The sequence below is a fragment of the Actinokineospora auranticolor genome (genome assembly GCF_002934265.1).
GTDB lineage: Bacteria > Actinomycetota > Actinomycetes > Mycobacteriales > Pseudonocardiaceae > Actinokineospora > Actinokineospora auranticolor.
The window spans coordinates 211356-232579 of record NZ_PTIX01000010.1 but is presented as its reverse complement, the minus strand read 5'-3'; the positions used below and the strand labels follow the sequence as shown (position 1 = coordinate 232579).

The 21224-nt window shown below is 71.9% G+C and carries 25 protein-coding genes; 6 read left to right on the top strand and 19 right to left on the bottom strand.

The window, feature by feature from the left end; genetic code table 11:
- Positions 1–4: 4 nt before the first annotated feature.
- From CLV40_RS19985 to CLV40_RS38125, 6 genes are all read left to right on the top strand, one after another.
- Positions 5–487 carry a hypothetical protein gene (locus CLV40_RS19985; protein ID WP_104480468.1) on the top strand — a complete coding sequence of 161 codons (483 nt, stop codon included), beginning with the start codon at positions 5–7 and terminating at the stop codon, positions 485–487.
- Between the two features lie 133 nt (positions 488–620).
- A complete protein-coding gene (locus CLV40_RS19980; protein ID WP_104480467.1) occupies positions 621–2672 on the top strand; it encodes a flagellar biosynthesis protein FlhA in 2052 nt (683 codons plus the stop codon).
- Entirely contained in the window at positions 2650–4335 is a 1686-nt protein-coding gene (locus tag CLV40_RS19975) for a hypothetical protein (protein ID WP_146108114.1), read from the top strand. The genes CLV40_RS19980 and CLV40_RS19975 overlap by 23 nt, the downstream gene beginning before the upstream one ends.
- A 110-nt stretch (positions 4336–4445) precedes the next feature.
- On the top strand, positions 4446–4697 hold the full coding sequence (locus CLV40_RS19970; RefSeq protein ID WP_104480465.1) for a hypothetical protein: 252 nt from the start codon (positions 4446–4448) through the stop codon (positions 4695–4697).
- Positions 4698–4816: 119 nt separating this feature from the next.
- Positions 4817–5269 carry a hypothetical protein gene (locus CLV40_RS19965; protein WP_104480464.1) on the top strand — a complete coding sequence of 151 codons (453 nt, stop codon included), beginning with the start codon at positions 4817–4819 and terminating at the stop codon, positions 5267–5269.
- Positions 5270–5339: 70 nt separating this feature from the next.
- Positions 5340–5483 carry a hypothetical protein gene (locus CLV40_RS38125; protein ID WP_181043603.1) on the top strand — a complete coding sequence of 48 codons (144 nt, stop codon included), beginning with the start codon at positions 5340–5342 and terminating at the stop codon, positions 5481–5483.
- A gap of 94 nt (positions 5484–5577) precedes the next feature.
- On the opposite strand, the gene CLV40_RS19960 is transcribed toward CLV40_RS38125, so the two are convergent.
- From CLV40_RS19960 to fliG, 19 genes are all read right to left on the bottom strand, one after another.
- Positions 5578–6675, bottom strand: coding sequence for an EscU/YscU/HrcU family type III secretion system export apparatus switch protein (locus CLV40_RS19960; protein WP_104480463.1), 1098 nt, complete (start codon positions 6673–6675; stop codon positions 5578–5580).
- The gene (locus tag CLV40_RS19955; protein WP_245931406.1) at positions 6672–7439 is read right to left on the bottom strand and encodes a flagellar biosynthetic protein FliR; all 768 of its coding nucleotides are present in this window, start codon (positions 7437–7439) and stop codon (positions 6672–6674) included. Before CLV40_RS19955 ends, CLV40_RS19960 begins: the two co-directional genes overlap by 4 nt.
- A gap of 19 nt (positions 7440–7458) precedes the next feature.
- Complete coding sequence (gene fliQ / locus CLV40_RS19950) at positions 7459–7731, bottom strand: flagellar biosynthesis protein FliQ (protein WP_104480462.1); 273 nt, start codon at positions 7729–7731, stop codon at positions 7459–7461.
- A 34-nt stretch (positions 7732–7765) separates the two neighbouring features.
- A complete protein-coding gene (fliP, locus tag CLV40_RS19945; protein ID WP_104480461.1) occupies positions 7766–8722 on the bottom strand; it encodes a flagellar type III secretion system pore protein FliP in 957 nt (318 codons plus the stop codon).
- Positions 8719–9138, bottom strand: coding sequence for a flagellar biosynthetic protein FliO (gene fliO, locus CLV40_RS19940; RefSeq protein WP_104480460.1), 420 nt, complete (start codon positions 9136–9138; stop codon positions 8719–8721). The genes fliP and fliO overlap by 4 nt, the downstream gene beginning before the upstream one ends.
- Positions 9138–9878 (bottom strand): flagellar motor switch protein FliN, encoded by a 741-nt coding sequence (gene fliN / locus CLV40_RS19935; RefSeq protein ID WP_104480459.1) that lies wholly within the window; start codon positions 9876–9878, stop codon positions 9138–9140. The genes fliO and fliN overlap by 1 nt, the downstream gene beginning before the upstream one ends.
- Complete coding sequence (locus CLV40_RS19930) at positions 9875–10867, bottom strand: flagellar motor switch protein FliM (protein ID WP_104480458.1); 993 nt, start codon at positions 10865–10867, stop codon at positions 9875–9877. Before CLV40_RS19930 ends, fliN begins: the two co-directional genes overlap by 4 nt.
- Before the next feature lie 134 nt (positions 10868–11001).
- A complete protein-coding gene (locus CLV40_RS19925) occupies positions 11002–11445 on the bottom strand; it encodes a flagellar basal body-associated FliL family protein (protein WP_104480457.1) in 444 nt (147 codons plus the stop codon).
- A 16-nt stretch (positions 11446–11461) separates the two neighbouring features.
- Positions 11462–12349 (bottom strand): flagellar motor protein MotB, encoded by an 888-nt coding sequence (locus tag CLV40_RS19920; protein WP_104480456.1) that lies wholly within the window; start codon positions 12347–12349, stop codon positions 11462–11464.
- A complete protein-coding gene (locus CLV40_RS19915; RefSeq protein ID WP_104480455.1) occupies positions 12349–13113 on the bottom strand; it encodes a flagellar motor protein in 765 nt (254 codons plus the stop codon). The genes CLV40_RS19920 and CLV40_RS19915 overlap by 1 nt, the downstream gene beginning before the upstream one ends.
- Positions 13113–13445 carry a flagellar FlbD family protein gene (locus CLV40_RS19910; RefSeq protein ID WP_104480454.1) on the bottom strand — a complete coding sequence of 111 codons (333 nt, stop codon included), beginning with the start codon at positions 13443–13445 and terminating at the stop codon, positions 13113–13115. Before CLV40_RS19910 ends, CLV40_RS19915 begins: the two co-directional genes overlap by 1 nt.
- A gap of 147 nt (positions 13446–13592) precedes the next feature.
- Positions 13593–14423 carry a flagellar hook-basal body complex protein gene (locus CLV40_RS19905; protein ID WP_104480453.1) on the bottom strand — a complete coding sequence of 277 codons (831 nt, stop codon included), beginning with the start codon at positions 14421–14423 and terminating at the stop codon, positions 13593–13595.
- Between the two features lie 65 nt (positions 14424–14488).
- The gene (locus CLV40_RS19900; RefSeq protein WP_104480452.1) at positions 14489–14911 is read right to left on the bottom strand and encodes a flagellar hook assembly protein FlgD; all 423 of its coding nucleotides are present in this window, start codon (positions 14909–14911) and stop codon (positions 14489–14491) included.
- Positions 14912–14926: 15 nt separating this feature from the next.
- A complete protein-coding gene (locus CLV40_RS40340; protein ID WP_104480451.1) occupies positions 14927–16756 on the bottom strand; it encodes a flagellar hook-length control protein FliK in 1830 nt (609 codons plus the stop codon).
- The gene (locus CLV40_RS19890) at positions 16753–17757 is read right to left on the bottom strand and encodes a transglycosylase SLT domain-containing protein (RefSeq protein ID WP_104480450.1); all 1005 of its coding nucleotides are present in this window, start codon (positions 17755–17757) and stop codon (positions 16753–16755) included. The genes CLV40_RS40340 and CLV40_RS19890 overlap by 4 nt, the downstream gene beginning before the upstream one ends.
- Positions 17754–18188 carry a flagellar FliJ family protein gene (locus CLV40_RS19885; protein ID WP_104480449.1) on the bottom strand — a complete coding sequence of 145 codons (435 nt, stop codon included), beginning with the start codon at positions 18186–18188 and terminating at the stop codon, positions 17754–17756. The genes CLV40_RS19890 and CLV40_RS19885 overlap by 4 nt, the downstream gene beginning before the upstream one ends.
- On the bottom strand, positions 18185–19582 hold the full coding sequence (locus tag CLV40_RS19880; protein WP_245931404.1) for a FliI/YscN family ATPase: 1398 nt from the start codon (positions 19580–19582) through the stop codon (positions 18185–18187). Before CLV40_RS19880 ends, CLV40_RS19885 begins: the two co-directional genes overlap by 4 nt.
- Positions 19579–20220, bottom strand: coding sequence for a FliH/SctL family protein (locus CLV40_RS19875; RefSeq protein WP_146108113.1), 642 nt, complete (start codon positions 20218–20220; stop codon positions 19579–19581). Before CLV40_RS19875 ends, CLV40_RS19880 begins: the two co-directional genes overlap by 4 nt.
- Positions 20204–21220 carry a flagellar motor switch protein FliG gene (fliG, locus tag CLV40_RS19870; protein ID WP_104480446.1) on the bottom strand — a complete coding sequence of 339 codons (1017 nt, stop codon included), beginning with the start codon at positions 21218–21220 and terminating at the stop codon, positions 20204–20206. The genes CLV40_RS19875 and fliG overlap by 17 nt, the downstream gene beginning before the upstream one ends.
- Positions 21221–21224: the final 4 nt, after the last annotated feature.

Sequence of the window (21224 nt, the reverse complement as noted above, 5' to 3'; positions counted from 1 at the left end):
GGTCATGACAGAGGCGCTGCCGGTTCCGAAACAGGTCCGCGACGTCCTGTCCGACCTGTTCAACAAGGATGTCACCGTGAACATCGCCGACGTGCCGTCGGCCGATGACGTGTCCGCGGTCGCGGTGTACACCCGCGACCCGGGCATGACCCTGCACGGTGTCATCGGGTTCGACCTGCAACTCGCCGCCAATGCCGCCGCCGCCATGGGGCTGGTGCCCCCTGGCGGGGCGGAGGCATGCGTCGAGGACGGCGAACTCAGCGGGTTGTTGACGGACATCCTCAAGGAAGTGTGCAACATCCTCACCGTGCTGTTCACCCGCGACGGTGGTCCGCACGTCAAGTTCAACGCCCTGTACACCCCGGCCGCCGCGATCACGGGCGACATCCGCCCGCACCTCGCGGCCCTGGGCAACCGGCTCGACCTCAAGGTCGACATCGCCGGTGGTTACAAGGGAGGCATGCTCTCCGTGGTCGCGACCCCCTGATAGGGGGAATCGATAAGCGGTATGCCGACTTCTCAGTAAAGCTGGTTACCTGCCGATGAGGACGGCAGCGACACGCCAGGAAGGCAACGCGAGGCCAGGGATCGGCCGACGACCGGCTATTCCGGGATGGGCGATGAACTCACGGCGTTTGAGCCAGTTCGCGGTACCCGCGGGCGTCATCATGATCATCGTGCTGATGGTCGTGCCGATGCCCACGTTCCTGCTCGACCTGTTCATCGTGCTCAACATCGCGCTGGCGCTGTTGATCGTGCTGATCAGCATGCAGGTCCGCAAGCCGTTGGAGTTCTCGGTCTTCCCGTCGATCCTCCTGCTGGCCACGTTGTTCCGGTTGGCGCTGAACATCAGCGCCACCCGACTCGTTCTGCTCGATGGTGACGCCGGGGCCGTCATCGGCGCCTTCGGCCACGCGGTGGTCGGTGGGTCGCTGGTGGTCGGCCTCGTCGTCTTCTTCATCCTGATCGTCATCCAGTTCGCGGTCATCACCAACGGCGCGGGCCGGGTCGCCGAGGTCGGCGCCCGGTTCACCCTCGACGCGATGCCCGGCAAGCAGATGGCCATCGACGCCGACCTCAACGCCGGGCTCATCGACGAGCCGGAGGCGCGCAAGCGCCGCGCCGAGGTGACCGCCGAGGCGGACTTCTACGGCGCGATGGACGGTGCCTCGAAGTTCGTCAAGGGCGACGCGATCGCCGCGGTGGTCATCACCCTGATCAACCTCATCGGTGGCTTCTCCGTCGGCCTGATCCAGAAGGGCATGTCCCCCACCGACGCCATCAACTCCTACAGCCTGCTGACCGTCGGCGACGGCCTGGTCTCCCAGATCCCCGCCCTGCTGCTGTCGGTGGCCACCGGCCTCATCGTGACCCGCGCCGCGGGTGACCAGAACATGGGTTCCCTGGTCACCTCCCAGTTCGGCGCCAACCGGATGGCCATGCGCATCGGTGGCGTCGCGCTGCTGGGCCTCGCGCTCATGCCCAACATGCCGATGCTGCCGTTCCTGCTCGTCGGCGGCGGCCTGCTGTTCGCCTCCAGCCGCGTCCCGAAGCCGGGCGCGGAGACCCCCGAGACCGACGCCGAGACCGCCGAGTCCACCGAGCTCGCCGCGCCCGACGCCACCGAGACGCTCATCGCCGAGATGCGGGTCGACCCGCTGGAGCTGGCGCTGGCCACCGACCTGGTCGACCTGGTGGACGCCGCGGGCGGCGACCTGCTGGACCGGGTCCGCGCGCTGCGCCGCAAGATCGCGCTGGAGCTGGGTGTGGTGATGCCGCCCGTGCGCACCCGCGACGACCTCGACCTGCCGCTGTCCTCCTACGTCATCCGGATCAACGGTGCCGACGTGGCCCGCGGCTTCGCCCCGCCCGGCACCGTGCTGGCCATCGGCGACGACCTGGCCGCGCTGCCCGGCCGCGAGGGCACCGAGCCGGTGTTCGGCCTGGCGGGCAAGTGGATCCCGGCCGAGCTGCGGCACCAGGCCGAGGCGCTGGGCGCCACCGTGGTCGACCGCGCCTCCGTGCTCGTCACCCACCTCGCCGAGGTCACCCGCACGCACGCGGGCAGGCTGCTGGGCCGCGAGAACGTGCGCCAGCTGACCGACGTCGTGCGCCGCACCCACCCGATCGTCGTCGAGGAGCTGACCCCGGCGCTGCTGAGCCTGGGCGAGATCCAGCGCGTGCTGCACCGGCTGCTCGACGAGGGCGTGCCGATCCGCGACCTGGTCGGCATCTACGAGGCGCTCTCGCCCGCGGCCAAGTCGGGCGCGGACCTCGACCGGCTGGTCGAGGCGGCCCGGTCCGCGCTCGGCCCGGCCATCGCCGCGCGGCTCGCGGTGGACGGCGTGCTCTCGGTGATCACGCTGGACCCGCGGGTCGAGCAGATCCTGCTGGAGAGCGTGCGGGTGACCGACCAGGGCGACCGGTTGGCCATCGACACCCAGTCGCTGGAGGCGCTGGTCGGTGACATCGCCGACCTGTCCAGCCGCGCCGAGAGCCAGGGCTACGCGCCCGTGCTGGCGTGCGCGCCCCGGCTGCGCACCCCCCTGTACCGCCTGGTGCACGCCGCCGTGCCGCGGCTGGCCGTGCTGTCGTATTCCGAACTGTCCGGTGGTACCCACCGGATCGAGACTGTCGGAGTGGTGAACAGTGGCTACACGCTTGCTGCTTGAGGGTCCTGACCTGGAAGAGCTGCTCGACCGGGTCCGCAACGAGCACGGGGCGCACGCCCGGATCGTCTCGGCGGACCGGTTGCGCAAGGGCGGCGTGGCCGGGTTCTTCTCCAAGCAGTGGTTCGAGATCGGCGTGGAGGTCCCCGAACCGGGGGACCCCACGGTGCCGAAGGAGCAGGTGCTGTCCGTCTCGGACCTGCTGGCGCTGGCCGACAAGGACGACGGTGCCGTGGCGACCACCCGCGTGCCCGAGCCCCGAGAGGGCGACGAACCCCCGACCGGCGACACGCCGGTCGGGGGTGACCCGTTCGCGGAGTTCTTCTCCGCGGCGACGGCGGACGACCCGCCCCCGGTGAACGGGGAGGGGCGGCTCGGGGCCGAGCCGCTGGAGACCCGCGGGGACGCGCCGGTCCGGCGACCGGACCCGGGCTACGACCCGGTGGCGGCGTTGCGGGCGCGCGTGGGCGCGGCGCCGCAGCCCGCCGTGGACCCGGCGGACCTCGGCGGGGGAGTGGCGGGGCTGGAGGCGGACGTCGCGTCGGCGTTGCGCGCCCGGGCGGGGATGGCCGGGTTGCGGGGTCGGGTGCGGCAGCCGGAGACTGGTCCTGATCGTACGGACACTGTGGACACCGAGAAGGGTGCTGCCGACGTGTTGAGGGCGCCTGCTGCTCCAGTCGCACTGCCGGACCCCGTCGAGGCGCCCGCGCCCGCGGGCGCGGTGCTGCCCGCGATGTTCCCGTCCGTGCAGCGGCCGGACGAGGGCGGGCGGATGTTCACCGCGCACTCCGTCGACGCGCCGGAGGAGGAGCAGGTCGAGGAGCCCGTCCAGGCGTCTGCGTCCGTCCCAGCGCCCGCGTCCGTCCTCGCGCCCGCGTCGGTGCAGGTGTTCGCGCCGATGCCGTTGGCCCCGTCGGTCGAGGCGCCCGTCGAGGAGGTCGAGCCCGAGCGGAGCCTGGTCGAGGAGGTCGCCCCGGTCGAGGAGCCGGTCGACGACCCGGCGTCCTGGGTCGTCGACGAGGAGCTGATCGCGCCCCGGCTGCGCTCCAAGGCCCGGCACGCGCTCCCGGACGACGATGACGACGACCCGGCGTGGCCCACGACCGACGAGCCCCCGCACGCGGACACGGCCACCGGCCGCCAACGCCGCTGGGACACCCCGGTGCCGACCGACCTGCTGGTCGCCCTGCCCGGCAAGGTGATCGTGGTCGCCGGGCCGCTGGAGCAGGCCGCCGTCGCCGCCGAGTGGATCTGCGCCAAGCTGCGCCTCGGCCCGGGCGCGGTCATGGCGGCGGGCCCGGACGTGGTCGGCCGCGGCCGGGTGCTGGGCCCGGAGCACGCCGCCGACCTGGCGGAGGACCTGCGCCGCAAGCCGGTCCCGTCCGTGGTGGCCATCGACGCGGCCGTGGAGGACCCGGAAGGCGGCCGGTGGGCGGGGTCGGTGGCCGCGGCCCTGGGCGCCAAGCACATCGTCGCCGCCGTCGACGCGACCCGGAAGACGGCCGACCTGCGCAGGCACCTGGCGGCCCTCGGCGGCGTCGACGCCCTGGCCGTGTACGGCACCGCCGCCAGCGTCGACCCGGACTCGGTCCGCGAACTCGGCCTGCCGATCCTCACGATCGACGGTTACCCGCCCGAGGGACCCAACCGCCGCCCCGGCTACTGAAAACCCCTCAGCTGCGGCAGGCGAGTGCCGAACACAGGGGAAAGCGTCCCTCCACCAGCGTGCCACTCCCGCCGGTGGGGCCATGACACGTCGCCCCTCGGGAGGCCCCGTTGTTCCGCTTCTCCACCCTGGCCGCCGCGCTGGTCATGAGTTCCCCCGCCCTCTACGGCGCCTTCGTCTCGGGCAGCCTGGACCCGGTGGACGCCGTCATCCGCTTCCTGATCGCCGTCCCGCTCGCGGCGATCCTGCTGGCCATCCCCAGGGCCATCTTCAACCGCTACAACGCCGGTCAGCCCGACCACGAACTCCAGTCCCTGCTCGTCCAGGCGGGTGCCGTCCGCACCGACCGCCCCCACGACTGACCCCGCGCGCACCCGACGGGCCCGCACTCCACAGTGGAGTGCGGGCCCGTTCGGCGTTAACCCGCTTGCGCGCCGTTGCGCCCGGGTGGTCGACTTCCGCCCGCGAGCGGGGAGGGGCGATGGCGGGGGAGCGGTTCCGGGATCCGATGACCAGCCTCTACTCGTTGGCGGGGGAGGCCATCGACGTCGTCTGCCCCCGTTGCGGGAAGCGGGCGGTGGATGTGCCCCGGCCCGTCGACGGCGAGTTCGTCTTCCGGTGGCCCCGGACGCTCACCTGCGTCCACTGCGCCTACGGCAAGACCTGGGAGCCCGGGGTCAGCCGCTGGGGCGGGCCGTGCGACCCCTTCTTCGACACGCCGCTGTGGCTGCGGTCGCCCTGGCGCGGTCACACCCTGTGGGCCCTCAACCGCACCCACCTCGACCTGCTCGAACACCACATCGCCGCGCGGCTGCGGGAGCACCCCGGGGGCGGGTTGAGCATGCTCGCGCGGCTCCCGGCCTGGATGACCGCCGCCAAGAACCGCGACGGGATGGTGCGGGTGCTCCGCGAGCTCCGGGCCACCCTCGACTGAACCGGGGGTGGTTGGTTCTCGGGGAAGCCGGGTACGTCCGGGGCAACGAAGTCGACCAAGGGAGAGGTTGATGGCCGGCCTGTTGAACCGGATCAAGACGTTCCTGCGGAGCCCGCGCGGTCGGGAGCTGTCGGCCAAGGCGCGGGCGCTGGCCAGAGACCCGCGCAACCGCGAGCGGGCTCGTCAGGCCGCGCGCAGGTTCCGGCGGCGGTGATTCCCCGCCGGGGCGGTGGCGGGGCAGGCCACCGCCCGAGGCGCGCGGAAAGGGGCGGAGCACCGAGTGCTCCGCCCCTTCCGACGTCCACGGACTACGCCGCCGCCTTCGCCGACTCGGGCATGGTGTGGGTGCCCGCCGCGCTGCCGCGGGAGCGGAGGCGGTGCAGGAACGCCAGCACGTGGGCCACCGGGGCGAACAGGTCGACCGGGATCTCCTGCCCCACCTCGCACCCCGCGTACAGGGCCCGGGCCAGGGGCACGTCCCGCACGATCGGCACGCGGTGCTCGGTGGCCTTCTCGCGGATCTTCGCCGCGATGACGCCCGCGCCCTTGGCCACCACGCGGGGGGCGCCGCGGGCGGGGTCGTAGCGCAGGGCCACGGCCACGTGGGTCGGGTTGGCCATCACGACGTCCGCGGTGGCGATGTCGGCCATCATCCGGTTGCGGCTCATGGCCATCTGCCTGGCCCGGATCTGGCCCTTGATCTGCGGGTCGCCCTCGACGTTCTTGTGCTCGTCCTTGACCTGCTGCTTGGTCATCCGCAGTTCCTTGCCGACCCGGCGCTTGGCGACGATGTAGTCGGCGACCGCCATGACCAGACCCGCGGCCGCGGCCAGGCGCAGCAGCTTGAGCACCGTGCTGCCCAGGGTGTCCACCAGGGACTGCAACGGGAGCGAGCCGGAACCCATGATGACCGGCACCAGGTCCTTCACCGCCGTGTACAGCACCGCGGCCAGGATGCCCGTCTTGAGCAGGGTCTTGACCAGCTCCCACAGCGACTGCGGGCCGAACATCCGCTTGATGCCCTTGAGCGGGTTCAGCTTGCTGAACTTCGGTTTGAGCAGCTTCATCGCGGGCCGCAGGCCGCCCTGGGCGCCCGCCGCCGCGAGGACCGCGAGCAGGGTGGCGCCCAGCAGCGGCGCGACCGCCAGCGCGCCACCCTGGAAGGCCTCGCCGAGCAGCCGCAGGGCGTCGGCCTGGTCCGGGGCCGCGATGAACTTCGCGATCTTGTGCAGCACTCCCGAGCTGCTGTCGAACAGGTCGGTCAGGGTCATCGGGATGACCCACGTCGCGACCAGCACCGAGGCCCAGGCACCCAGGTCCTGGGTGCGCGCGGTCTGGCCTTCCGACCGCGCCTCCTTGAGCCGCTTCGGTGTCGGCTTCTCCGTTGCGTCCTTGTTACCGCTCATCGCCCGATCACCTTGAGCACGGCGTTCGTGGCCTCCTCCGCGATGCTGTGCACTGCCTGGGGGAGCAGGGTGACGGCCATGCCGACCATCACCAGGGTCAACGCAACCTTGGCAGGGAAACCGATCTGGAACGGGTTCAGCGCGGGTGCGATCCGGTTGAGCAGGCCCAGGCCGATGTCCACGCAGAACAGCACCACGATCATCGGCCCGGCGATCAGCACCGCGGCCAGGAACAACCGGCCAAGACCGGTCACCAGGCCGTCGCCCAGCCGCTCGAAGGAGAAGGCACCGGTGAGGGGGACCGCCTCATACGAAAGGGTGAAGCCGCGGATGACGAGCTGGTGCGCGTCGGTGGCGAACATCAGCGCCGTGGCGGTCAGGCCGTAGAAGCGGCCCAGCACCGCGTTGTTGCCGGAGAACGACAGCGGGTCGAACGCGAACGCCAGGGAGAAGCCGCCGAACACGTCGAGTAGGTCGCCCGCGGCCTGGACCCCGGCGAAGATCACGGCGGTCAGGAAGCCCAGCCCGGCGCCGATCACGACCTGCTCCAGCGCCGCGTACATCAGGGTCCAGTCCCCGGTGGACGGGACCTTGGTCGACAGCTTCGGCACCACCGGCAGCACCATGGCCACCGCCAGCATCCCCTTCACCGCCACCGGGATGGCCCGGCCGTTGAACGGCGGGCAGACCAGCAGCCACGCCGCGGCCCTGGTCACCGCCAACAGCATGGCGACCAGGGTGCTGGAGGAGAGCAGCGTCCCCACGACGGCTGGTGCGGCGCGCTCAGCCGTGCAGCAGCGCCGGGATGCGCTCGTACAGGGTGCCGGTGAAGTTCACGATCTCCCGCAGCATCCAGCTGCCGCACAGCAGCAGCGCCAGGGCGCAGCCGATGGCCTTGGGCACGAACGACAGCGTCACCTCCTGGATCTGGGTGACCGACTGGAACAGCGAGATGGCGAAGCCGACCACGAGCGCGGTCAGCAGCATCGGCGCGGCCAGCTTGGCGGTCACCAGCATGGCCTGCATGCCCAGTTCGATGATCGTGGTGTCGTTCACGGCGGTTCCTCAATCCGGGAGGGTCTGGCCGGGACTACTGGTAGGTGCCGACGAGGGCCGTGATGAGCAGGCCCCAGCCGTTGGCGAGCACGAAGAGCAAGAGCTTGAACGGCAGCGCCACGGTCACCGGGGGCAGCATCATCATGCCCAGCGACATCAGCGAAGCCGAGACGACCATGTCGATGACCAGGAAGGGGATGAAGAGCACGAACCCGATCAGCATCGCCGCCCGCAGCTCGGAGAGCACGAACGCGGGGATCAGCGTGGTGTTGGGCACGTCCTGGGCGTTCGCGGGCTTGTCCGCGCCCGCCACCTTGGTGAACAGCGCGATCTCCTCGGGCCGCGTCTGCTTGAGCATGAACTCCCGCAGCGGCTTGATCCCGTCGTTGAAGGCCTGGGACTGGGTCTTCGAGCCGTCGAGGTAGGGCTGCACGCCCTGGGCGTTCACCTCGCTGACCACCGGACCCATGATGAACAGGCTCAGGAACAGCGCCAGGCCCGCCATCACCTGGTTCGGCGGCACGTTGGTCAATCCGAGGGCGTTGCGTGTGATGCTGAGCACCACGAAGATCTTGGTGAAGCACGTGCACAGCAGCAGCAGCGACGGCGCGACCGACAGCACGGTCAGCAGCAGCAGGATCGTCACCGACTCGCTCGGCTTGTCCGGCGTGCCGATCTCGATGGTGACCCCGCCCGGCTCCGTCGGGCCCGTGGGGCCGGTGGGCTGCGCGGCGGCCACGGCGCTCGCCTGCCGGTGCGCCGGGTCGTCCGCCGCGGTCGCGGACCCGGTCGCGCCGAGCAGCCCGACGAGGACCACCAGCAGCGCCAGCACACCGGCCCTGGTCGAGCGCCGCGGCCCGCGTTCCACCGGCGGCTTCGGCGCTTCGAGCACGACGGGCCGGGGCGCGGTGAGCAGCGCGCCCACCGACCGCTGCGCGGGCAGGAACACCGGTGACAGCGCCACCGCCGTTGCGCGCGCCCGGTCGTTCATCGCCGGACCGACCGCTCGCGCAGCGACTCGATGGCCTGCTTCCACGTCCGCGGCGACAGCGCCGACCCGGTGAGCGCCCCGCCCTCGGCGACGGAGGACCCGGTCCCGGCCTTGGGCGCGGCGTCCGGGCCGGTGGTCGTCGCGGTGCGGTGCACCGGCGCGGGCGAGTGGTCGAACACCTCGGCGTCGACGGTGTGCAGCAGGCTCACCCCGGCGTCGGTGACGCCCAGCACCAGGGCCGTCTCGTCCACCTTGACCACCGTGACGCTGGCGCCGCGGGAGAGCTGCGTGCGGGCCAGCACGTCCAGCCCGCCCGCGCGGCGCCCGCGCAGCGGCCTGCGCGCCAGCCGGGCGACCACCCAGAGCGCGATGAAGACCAGGATCAGCGCGAAGAAAACCCGCAGGAGGGCTTCCATCAGAGCGCGTCCGCCGGGGAGTTGCCCAGGATCTCGGTGATCCGGATGCCGAAGTTCTCGTCGATGACCACGATCTCGCCCCGAGCGATGAGCCTGCCGTTGACCAGCACGTCGGCCGGGCTGCCCGCGGCCCGGTCCAGCTCGATGACCGACCCCGGCCCGAGGGAGAGCAGCTCCCGCACCGTCATCCGGCTGCGGCCCAGCTCGACGGTGACCTCCATCTCCACGCCGTGCAGCAGCTCCATGGCGGCCGCGCCGCCGCGGGCGGGTTGGGCGGCCTGCCCCCGCGCCCCCGCGCCACCGGTGTCCACGGCCCGGGAACCGCCCAGCACGACGGCGGCCTGCGCGGCGCCGTCGGCGGACAGCGGCACGATCGTCAGCGCGCCGCCCGCGCCGAGCGTGGCCAGCGCGGCCTCGGTGGTGGTCTGCCTGCCGGGGCCCGCGACCGAGCCGAGCACCTTCGCCGCGGCCTCCAGCGCGGGCGCGATGGCCGCGCCCAGGTCCAGCTCGCCCAGCGGGCTGCCGCGCAGCGCGTCGACGAGCTCCTGGTTGACCAGGATGGCCAGGGTGCCGGTGGTCTGGCCGGTGAGGTCCGCGGCCACCGCGGCACCCGGGAAGCTCACGGCACCGGTGTCGCCCCCGGCGGCGCCCACGGTCAGCGCCTCGGTCACCGGGAGCACGGCGAGGGCGGCCTCGGCGGCGGCGCGCAGCGCGGGCGCGGTGTCGGTGGGGGTGCTCATGCCTGGAACTCCTCCTTGTTCGCGGCCACGACCTGGCAGGCCAGGCGGGCACCGGATTTGGTCGCCACGGCCTGGCCGAACACGCGGCCCGCGGTGGTGATGTCCAGCGGGCGGTCGACCGGGTGGCCCAACGACAGCAGGTCGCCGGGGCGCAGGTCGAACAGGTCGTCGGAGCGCAGCCGGGCGGGCGCGAAGCGCACCGCGATCTCCACCGGCACCTCGCGCAGGCCCTGGGTGAGCAGGTCGCGCGCGGCCTGCTGGGCGGCGCGCTCACCCGCGCTGACCTCGGAGCGCTGGTGGTAGTGCTGCAACGAGGGCAGCAGCGACTGCAGCGGCACGGTCAGGGTGAACTCGCTCTGCGCCTCGCCGACGGTGAGGTCGAAGGTGGCCGAGACCAGCACGTCGGTGGGGCCGCCGACCTGCATGAGCTGCGGGTTGTACTCCAGCGAGCCGAGGATCGGGTCGACCTTGACGAACTCCGCGAGCCCGATCTTCAACTCGGTCAGCACGTCGCCGAGGAGGTCGCGGACGAGCGGGGTCTCCAGGTCGGTCAGCGGGCGCTCCAGCTGCGAGCCGCCCGCGCCGCCGAGCATGTGGTCGATGAAGGTGAGCGACATCTTCTGGGACAGCTCCAGCAGCGAGGTGCCGGGCAGCGGGTCCAGCCGCAGCGGCGCGACGACCACGGGGGTGGTCTCGCGCGCGAGGTACTCGTCGGTGGAGAGCTGGTCCACGGTGGACACCGAGACGCGGCAGACCACGCGCATCTGGGAGGTCAGCAGGATGGCCAGGCGGTGCGAGAACGTGTCGTAGGCCAGTTGCAGGGTGCGCAGGTGCTCGCGCGGCAACTTGGCCGGGCGCAGGAAGTCATAGCTCGACAGGTGGCGCTGGTCGGTGACCAGCCCGCCCGCCTTCGAACCGCCCGCGCGGCGGCCCGGTGATGACGACGACGGTTTCTGCACGTCGTGGTCATCGACCGGACCACCGGGCACCTGAGCGAGGAGCCTGCCGATATCGACCGATCGGGTGACACCCGATTCCTCATCCCCGAGGTTGTTCGATTATGCGTCCACTCGGGACGTTTGGCGTCCTTCCCTGACTTGGTGCATCAATTCATCCGGGCCGGTCACTGCATGACGAACTCGGTGAAGTAGATGCCCATGACCTCCTCGTCGTAGGCCTTGCCGATCTTCTCCTGGAGTTCGGTCTTCTGCGCCTCGCGGGTCTCGTTGCTGGACAGCTCCGCCACGGTGCGGTTGCTGAACTGGGTGACCGCCAGGTCCAGCGCCTTGCTGCCGTCGAGCTTCTCGGTCACGTCGGCGGTGGCCTGCAGCGCCAGCTTCAGCTTCAGGTAGTGCCCGTCGGTCAGGTTCACGGTGATCGCGTCGAGCGCGACCACGGTGCCCGGCTTGGGGGCCGCGGGCTCGCTGGAGCTGAAGAGGAAGAAGTACGCCCCGCCGCCACCGGCGAGCAGCACCACGAGTGCCACGATCAGCAGGAGCTTCTTCTTCGACTTCTTGCCGCCCTCCTCTGGCTTGGCGTCGTCCTTCTTCTTCTCGTCCTTGCTCATGATTCCTCCCTCCGGTTCACTTCTGCGCGGCCAAGGTGGGCAGCAGGGCCCGGACCTCGGCTGGTTGATCGGACAGCACGACCACCTCGACACGGCGGTTGCGGGTCACGGACAGGGGGTCGCTCGGCGGGTACAGCGGCTTGGTGTCGGCGTACCCGGCCGCGGTCATCCGGCTCGCCGGGACGCCCTTGCCGAGCAGGTACCGCACCACCGCGGACGCCCGGGCGGTGGACAGCTCCCAGGAACTGGGGTAGTTCACCGTGGGCACCGGCAGCTGGTTGGTGTGCCCGCCCACCTCGAGGTGGTTGGACAGCTGGAGCAGCGAGGGCTCGATGGCGTCGAGCACCGTCTTGCCCTGGGCCAGCAGCACCGCGCTGTCCCCGCCGAAGACCACGGAGCTGGTGATGATGGTGACCACCAGGCCGCGCTCGTCGATGGTGAACTGCACGCTGTCCTGCAAACCGGCCTTCTGCAACAGCTCCAGCATCTGCTTCTGGATCTCGCGCAGCTTGGCCAGCTCCTCCTCGGCCTTCTTCAGGTTCTCGGAGGCCTTCTTCCGATCGGCGTCGGCGACCGCCTTCTGAGCCTCGGTCTGCGAGAGCGTCGTCATGTCCGCGCCCTCGCCGCCCGCGGCCGAGCGCAGGTTGACCTTGTCCTGGCTGCTGCCCGAGGTGTCGGGGGAGCCCGACGCGCCGCCGGAGATCAGCGTCTGGCTGCCGCCGAAGGCACCGGCCAGGCTCTCCTTGAGCTGCTCGAACTTCTTCGCGTCCACGGTGGACATGGCGAACATGACGATGAACAGCACCATCAGCAGCGTGATCATGTCCGAGTAGGTGAGCAACCAGCGCTCGTGGTTCTCGTGCTCCTCGTCGTGACCGCCCTTGTGCTTGCGCCGCCCGGACATCAGGCGGCCTTGCGCTCGGGCTCGGGCGGCACCAGGCTGCGCAGCTTGCGCGCGACCAAGCGCGGGTTGGACCCGGCCTGGATGGCCAGCACGCCCTCGACCGCGAGCTGCATCTGCTCGCACTCCAGCTCGCTGATCCGCTTGAGCCGGTTGGCCATGGGCAGCCAGATGACGTTCGCGGTGAGCACGCCGAACAGGGTCGCGACGAACGCGCCCGCGATCAGGTGGCCGAGCGAGCTGGGGTCGGACAGGTTCTCCAGCACGTGCACCAAGCCGAGCACGGTACCGATGATGCCGATGGTCGGCGCGAAACCGCCCATGTCGGTGAAGATCTTGGCGCCGACCTTGTCGTACTTGCGCTTGGTCTCGATCTCGCTCTCGAGGATCTCGCGGACCTCGTCGGAGTCGGTGCCGTCGATGGCCAGTTCCAGGCCCTTGCGCAGGAACGGGTCGTCGACCTTCTTGGCCTCGTCCTCCAGGGCCAGCAGGCCCTCGCGGCGGGCGCGGTCGGCCAGGCGGACGACCACGTCGATCATCTGGCCGCTCTCGATCTTCGGGCTGAGCGTGGCGCGCTTGATGAGGCCGACCAGACCGATGGTGTCCTTCAGGATGCCACCCGCCATCGCGGCACCGAGGGTGCCGAAGATGACCAGGATGATCGGCGGGAGGAGGAAGATCGACATGGGATCCCCGCCCTCCATGATCATGGAGACGAAGATGGCGACGAGCGCCAATCCCATGCCGGCAAGGCTGGCGGGATCCATCACCGCCCCCTTTCCGGCAGGTGCAGCAGCGTGGCCTCGGTGGCCTCGGACGCGGTGGAGGCCTCGGCGGCCTTGGCGGCGGCCACCTCCGGTCCGGGGCCGTGACCGGGCACCGCGCGCAGGCCGTGGTCGTGGTCGGCGCCCTGGGCCTGGCCCAGGATCAGCGCGCGGTGCTGGGACACCAGCGCGGCGAGTTCGTCGAGGGACTGGGCCACCACGTACTTGGCCCCGTTGACGAGCGTGATCACGGTGTCCGGGGTGGCTTCCGCGCGCTCGAGCAGGTCGGGGTTCAAGGCGAAGGGCTGGCCGTTGAGTCGGTTCAGCAGTATCACAGCGTCCGTCCTTGGGGGGTGCCTGTAGGAGCCCCTCCATGGGCGCCTGTGGCCTGATATTCGGCAGGCGGCCCACCTGGTTGAGGTGAACCGCCTGCCCTGGTCGTGGTTATCTATTGAGATTTGTCAAGTACCACTTCGGGTTTACTAGCGCTTGAGGTTCATCAGGTCCTGGAGCAGCTCGTCCGAGGTGCTGATGATCTTGGAGTTGGCCTGGAACCCGCGCTGGGCGATGATCAGGTTGGTGAGCTCCTGCGCGAGGTCCACGTTGGACATCTCCAGCGCGCCGGAGACCAGCACGCCCATGCCGTTGGAGCCGGGCGCGTTGACCTGGGCGGCACCGGAGTTGGCGGTGGCCCGGTACAGCGAGCCGCCGACCTTCTCCAGACCGGTGACGTTGGAGAACTTGGCGATCGCGATGCGGCCGATGTTCTGCTGCTGGCCGTTGGAGGCCAGGATGCCGACCAGGGTGCCGTCCGGGGACAGCGAGTAGCTGGCGTAGGTGGTCGAGTCGATGGTCAGCGGGCCGGTCGGCTGGGTCTGGTCGATGACACCGGCGGTGCCCATCCAGCCCTGCACCAGGCCGCCGTCGGCGGAGGTGAGGCGGCCCGCGGAGTCCGAGGCCATCGAGCCCGCGCGGGTGAACGCCTGCTGGCCCGCGTTGTCGATGATGAAGAAGCCGTCGCCCTGGATCAGCATGTCGCCGGTGCGGTTGGTCAGCTGGCTGTTGCCCTGGGTGAAGTTGACGCTCGTGCCCGCGGTCTTCACACCGAGGCCGACCTGCGCCGGGTTCTGCGCGGCGGTGTTCGCGCCCGCCGCGGCGGCGGTGCGGATGCTCTGGCTGAGCGCGTCCTCGAAGACGACGGCCGAGCTCTTGAAGCCACTGGTGTTGACGTTGGCGATGTTGTTGCCGGTGACGTCCATCATGGTCTGGTGGCTGCGGAGGCCGCTGATGCCCGAGAACAGGGAACGCAACATGTGAATACCGCCTTTGTGTCTTCTCTGGGGGGTTTGGGTGGTCGAGCCGGTCAGGTCAGCAGCCGCTACGCGGCTTCGCGCTGACCGGTGACCATCGAGAGGGGAACGTCGGAGGTGCCGATCCGCACGGTCGGGCTGGCACCGAAGGTCGCCGAGGTGACGGTGCCGGTCTGGGTCGCGCCGTCGATCGAGGTCTTGTAGGTGACGGACTTGCCGACCAGGGCGCTGGCCTGCGCGCTCAGCGTCGAGGTGAGCAGGCTGGTCTGCGCGTCGGCCAGGTTGGTCAGCTTCTCCACCTGGGTCAGCGTCGCGGTCTGCTGCATGAACGCGGTCGGGTCGGTGGGGCTGCTCGGGTCCTGGTAGCGCAGCTGGGCGACCAGGAGCTTGAGGAACGCCTGCGAGTCCAGGGACGTCAGCGGGTTCGTCGTGGTCGTCTTGGACTGGCCGGCGGCGCTGTTCGACGTGCTGCCGGAGATGGGGGTGGTCATGGGTCTCCTTGCCGCTCAGGCGTGCAGGTCCAGGACGCCCGACGAGGGCGTGCGGGTCGGTGCTGGGGCGGGGGTCTCGTGCGCCTCGGGCTGGTCGGTGCGACCGGTGGCGCGGGTCCACTGGTCCCACTGCGCCCGCTGGGCGCGCTGGTCGGCCTGCGCTCCGGCGCCCGTGCTGCCATCTCCCACGAGGCAGGACGAGAAACCGGCGGTCTCCAGCTCCTTGCGCAACTCGGGCAGCGCGGCGCGGATCGCCTCGCGCGCCGACTCGGTGGCCCCGCCCAGGTCCAGGCGGATGTCGCCGCCCTGGAGCTGGGCCACGACGGTGACCGGGCCGAGGTCGACCGGGTGCAGGTGCACGGTGAGCGTGTGCTCGCCGTTGAAGCCGCGCAGCGGCGACAGCTCGGTGGCGAGCCGGTGCGCGTTGTGCGTCGGTGCCGGTTGGTGCGCCGCGGGCTGCTGCGGCGCGGCGACCTCGGTGGTCGCGCGGACCGCGGGCACCGGCAGGTCGCCGGTGTGCACGGGGATCGCGGTCGGGGTGGCGTCGACGGCGGTCGGCTGCGCGGGCAGCGCGATCGCCGCGTCCACCGGGGCGTTCGCCTGGACGGCGGTGTCCGGGGTGGACCGCGTGGACTGGGTGACCAGTCCGGTCGGGACGGTCGGCGCGGTGTCCTGCTCGGCGTCCTTGCCGTGCTTGGACTCGTGCCGCTCGCCGCCCTTGTCCGCCGGGGCGGGGCGGGCCTGCGCCGCGGTCGTCGCGGTGCTCGCGGTCGAGGTGGCCGTGCTCGTCGCCGTCGACGGCTCGGTGTTCGACGAGGTCTTGGTGTTCACCGGGGTCGCGCTGCCGGGGGTGGCCTCGGCGACCTGGGTGGCGGCGGCCTGGGCGGCGACGGCGACCTGGGTGGTCGCGGTGGCCTGGGCCGCTGCGGTGGTCGTGGTGGTCGTAGTGGTCGGCGCGGGCACCGTGGCGGTGCCTGCGACATCCCCGTTGATGTCTGCGGTGCCCGCGCCCTGCGCCACCGGGGTGGCGGTGATGGCGCCGTTGCCAACAATCGGGGTGGTCGCGAACGGAGCCCCGGTCGGCGCCGGGGCGGTGCCCGGCGCGGCGGGGGCGGCGAACCGACCCTGGCCGTCGGCCGGGGTGGTCGCAGCGGATTCGGCCGGTTCGGCCGAGGCGGTGGTCACGAATCCCACGCCGGTGTTGTCGGCAGCGGAGGGCCGGACCTCCGGAATACGCGCGGAATCGATGGCCGTGGCCTCCGCCACACCGGCCGCACCGGCCGTCGGGGCGCTCAGCGGCCCGCTGACGGCCTGGGCGGTGGTGCCCGGCGTGGTTGCCCCGGCGGTTGCCTTCGGGGCCGCGACGGGCGAACCGGCGGCGGTCGGGAGGACGATGTCGGCGCCCGCGCCGAGCCCGGTGAGCGCGCTCACGCGCGTGCTGGGGGCTTCCGGGGCGCTCTCGGGCGCGGCGGTGGGCGTGGGCGCCACCGGGGTGGTCAGGGCGGGGAGCGCGATAGGGGCGTTCTGCGGCAGCACGACCGCCGCGTTCGCCAAAGCGAGCGCGGTGAGGTCCGGGGTGGTGTTCACGGCGAGGTCGACCGCGGTGTCCACACCGGAATCAGCGGTGTCCTGCTCGGACTGGCCCGCCACACCGACCGCGAGACCGGGAACGGCCTGACCGGCGGTCTGCGGTTGCGCGGGAACACCCGCCAACGACTGGAACAACGCCGCGAACGCGGGCGCGGCCTGGCCGCCCGCCTTCTCGGGGTTGGCGTCGGTGCCCGCCGCGGTGGCGGTCCCCGCGGCCGTGCGCGCCGCGGTGGGGGTGAAACCGGGGATCGTCATGCCGCCGCTCCAGCGGTGAGGTTCGCCATGATCTTGCGGACGTAGTTCTGGGTCTCGTTGTAGGGCGGGACGCCGTCGTACTTGCGCACCGCGCCCGGGCCCGCGTTGTAGGCCGCCAGGGCCAGCGGGACCGACCCGAACGAGTTCAGGTGGCTCTTGAGCAACCGGGCCGCGCCGTCGATGGCCTGGGTCGGGTTGAGCGCGTCGACGCCCAGGCCCGCCGCGGTCGACGGCATGAGCTGCATGAGCCCCTGCGCGCCCGCGCCGCTGACGGCGTTCGGGTTGTAGTTCGACTCGGCCTTGGCCACCGCCGACAGCAGGCCGCTGGGCAGCCCGTACTTGGCGGTCGCGGCGGCGAACAGGTTGTCGTACTTCGACGACCCGGTCGCGCCGGTCGCGGCGGTCACGTTGTAGGTGCCCGCGCCGTTCGTGCCGATCGGGGCCAGGCCGCTCAGTGTGCCGAGGCCGCTCAGCGCGGACGACGACGAGGACGAGTCCGGCAGGATCCGGCGGATCGCGGTCGGCGTCTCGTAGACCTTGCCGATCTTCACGTCCTCGCCAGCCTCGGGCGCGTGGATCATCTGGCCGTTGCCGAGGTAGATGCCGATGTGGTGCACCGGGGAGCCGAAGGCCACCAGGTCACCGGGCTTGGCCTGGTCGAGCGAGGCGACCGCGGTGCCCTGCTTGGCCTGGTCGCGGCTCACCCGGGGCAGGTCGACGCCCAGGTCGGAGTAGACCTGCTGGACCAGTCCGGAGCAGTCGAGCCCGGTCGCCGGGTTGGTGCCGCCCCACACGTACGGCACGCCGAGGTACTTCTTCGCCGCGGCCACCGCGTCCGAGCCGGTCGCCGACCCGGTCGCCGAGCCGCCCATCGCATCGGAGAGCGCCGAGGCGAAGTCGGTGCCCGAGGCGGTCGACGCCTGGGCGGCCGGGGCCTGCCGGACCGGGAGCATGGCGTCGATCTGCGCCATCCGGTTCATGATCGCGGTGATGCCGTTCATCGAGTCTCTCCCCGCCCGCCCGCCGCACGTTGTCCGGCCACCTCATCGGCCGCCCGCTGGGCGTCGGCCAGCTCTTTCACCCGCTGTGCCTCGATCGTGCGTTCCACGAGCTTCTCGACGCTGCGCCTGCGCTTGGCGGCCTCGCGCAGGTTCTCCACCTCGACGTCGGTCTCGGCCCGCGCGACGCGCTCCAGCGCCCGCGCCTCGCTCAGCGCGGTGGCCAGCGCGCGGCCCGCGGCGATGGCGGCCATGTAGCTGGCCGCGTCCCCGCCGCGCGGTACCGCCCAGCCCTCCATCGAGTCGTGCCGGGCCGCGGCCTCGGCGACCGTGTCGGCCAGTCGGGCGTTGGCCCGGGTGACCGCGCCGCGCGCGATGTCCTCCTGGGCCTTGCGGGCGCGCAGCACCGACGCCAACCTCGTGCGGATCGTCATTCCTGTCCTCCGGCGTGCAGCAGTTCGGCGAGCTGCCGCCACGCCTGGTCAGCGGAAACCTGGTCATCGATGCGCTGGCGGAGGAAGTCGTTGATCAACGGCTTCAGCTCCAGCGCGCGGTCGGCGTCGGGGTTGGTGCCCGGCACGTAGGCGCCGATCTCCACCAACTCGCGCACGTCCCGCTGCGCGGCCAGCAGCCTGCGCAGCGTGCTCGCGTCCGCCCGCTGGGCGGGCGTGGTGATCGCCCCGGTGACCCGGGACACCGACTCCAGCACCTCGATGCTGGGGAAGTGCCCGGCCGTGGCCAGCTTGCGGTCGAGCACGACGTGGCCGTCCAGGATGGACCGGGCGGCGTCGGCGATCGGCTCGTTGTGGTCGTCGCCCTCCACCAGCACCGTGTACAGCCCGGTGATGCCGCCGACCGGCGCGGGCCCGGCCCGCTCCAGCAGCGTGGGCAGCAGCGCGAACACCGAGGGCGGGAAGCCCCGGGTGGCGGGCGGTTCGCCCGCGGACAGGCCGACCTCGCGCTGCGCCATCGCGATGCGGGTCAGGCTGTCCATCATCAGCAGCACGTTCTTGCCCTGGTCGCGGTAGAACTCGGCGATCCGGGTGGCCACGAACCCGGCGCGCAGCCGGACCAGCGGCGGCTGGTCGGAGGTGGCCACGACGACCACCGAGCGGGCCAGGCCCTCGGGGCCGAGGTCGTTCTCCAGGAACTCGCGGACCTCGCGGCCGCGCTCACCGATCAGCGCGATCACGGTGATCTCCGCCTGGGTGCCCCGGGTGATCATCGACAGCAGGCTCGACTTGCCCACACCGGACCCGGCGAAGATGCCGATGCGCTGCCCGTGCCCGCAGGGCACCATCGTGTCCAGCGCGCGCACGCCCAGCTGCAGCGGCGCGTCGATGAGCGAGCGCTCCATCGCCGACGGCGGTGCCATGTCGACCGACACGCGCTCCAGGCCCGCCAGCGCGGGACCGCCGTCCATCGGGCGGCCCAGGCCGTCGAGCACCCGGCCGCGCAGCTGCTCGCCGACGGCGATGCGCAGCGGGCTGTCGGTGTTGACCACCGGGCTGCCCACGCCGACCCCGCCGAGCGGGCCCAGCGGCAGGCACACGACCCGCTCGCCGTCGAGCGCGACGACCTCGGCCAGCAGCGGCTCGGCGGCCGGTCCGATGCGGACCATGTCGCCGATCCGCGCGGCGATACCCGCCACGGTGACGGCCAGGCCGACCACGCCGACCACGGCGCCGGTGCGTCGCGGGCGCGCCACCGGCAACAACTCGGAGATCCGGTCGGAGAGCATGGCGTTCCCTTCGGACGTCGTCGGATACCCCTGAGCGGACCGCGTCGACACCACCCGGACGGGCGCGTCCTGGGCCACAGCGGTCACGAAGCGAGTTCCGCCCGCACCCGGGCCAGCGCGCCGGACAGCGTCGCGTCCACGGTGGTCACCGCCGTCTGCGCGATGGCGTCGCCGCGGGCCACGCCCGGGTCGGCGACCAGGGTCACCGACCGGCCGGGGACCGGGTCGGCGCCGGAGGTCAGCTCCACGTGGTCGGCCGGGTTGACCCGGACGACCACCGAGGTGGTGGTGGGCAGCTCGGCGATGGCGCGGGTCAGACCCGCCCGGGCGCTGTCGGCCACCGCGGTGGCCAGCTGCGCGCCCAGCATCGCCTCGGCCAGGTCGATCGCGGCCACCAGCACCTGCTCGGCGAGGTCCTCGGCGCGGCGCACCGAGGTGGCCTGCACCTGGCGGGCGGCGGTGTCCACCGCGGTCAGCGCGGCACCCGCCTGCTCGGTGCGCATCGCCAGCAGCCGGTCCAGCTCGGCCTGGGCGCGGGCCCGGGCGGCGGAGGTGGCGGTGCGCGCCTCGCGCATGCCCTGGGCCCAGCCGGTGGCGTAGCCCTCGGCGTGCGCGGTGGCCCGCGCGCTGGCCTGCTCGCCGCCGCCGAGGCGGAACGGCGTGACCGCGTCCAGGGACGAGTCCCCGCGCAGCACGGTGCCCACGTGGTCAGGCGACAAACTCATCGTCGTCCCCTCGCCGCAGCACGATCTGACCGGACTCCTCCAGCGAGCGGATCTCGCTGATGATCTTGGCCTGGGCCTCCTCGACGACCCGCAGCCGCACCGCACCGAGGACCTCGATCTCCTCGATGAGGTTCTCCGAGGCGCGCTCGGACAGGTTGCGCGTGATCTTGTCGCGGACGTCGTCGCGGACACCCTTGAGCGCGGTGGCCAGGTCGGCGCCGGAGACGTTGCGCAGCACCAGCTGCAGGGACTTGTCGTCGATGCCGACCAGGTCCTCGAACATGAACATCTGGCTGCGGATCTCGTCGGCCAGCTCCGGGGAGCGCTTGGCCAGGCCGTCCAGGATGGACCGCTCGGTGGCCCGGTCGGACCGGTTGATGATGTCCACCAGGGGGCCGACGCCGCCGATGGTCGACACGTCCGAGGGCTGCAGCAGCGAGGAGAGCTTGCGCTCCAGCAGGTTCTCCAGCTTGCGCACGATCTCGGGGGAGGTGCGGCCCATGGTGGCCACCCGCAGCGCGATCTCGCTCTGCCGGTCCGGCACCAGCCCGCCGAGGACGGCCGACGCCAGGTTCGCGGGCATGTGCGCCAGCACCAGCGCCACGGTCTGCGGGTGCTCCTCCTGGAGGAAGGAGAGCACCTGGCGGGGCTCGGCCCGCTGCAGGAACCGGAACGGCACGTCCAGCATGGTGGCGCCGATGCGGTCGACGATCTCGTCGGCGCGGTCGTGGCCCAGGGTCTCGATCAGCAGCTCGCGGGCGTAGTCCATGCCGCCGTGCGACACGTGCTTGCGGGCCTTGGCCATGGCGTGGAACTCGTCGAGCACCGCGGTCGTGTAGTTGGACTCCACCGCGCCCAGCCGGGCGACCTCGGCGGAGAGCGCCTCCACCTCGGCCTCGCGGAGCTTGGAGAGCACCTTCGCCGATCCGTCCTTGCCCATCTGCAGGAGCAGTACGGCCGCCTTGCGCAGCCCCTCGTGCCCGCCCATCAGTTCGGTCATGTCA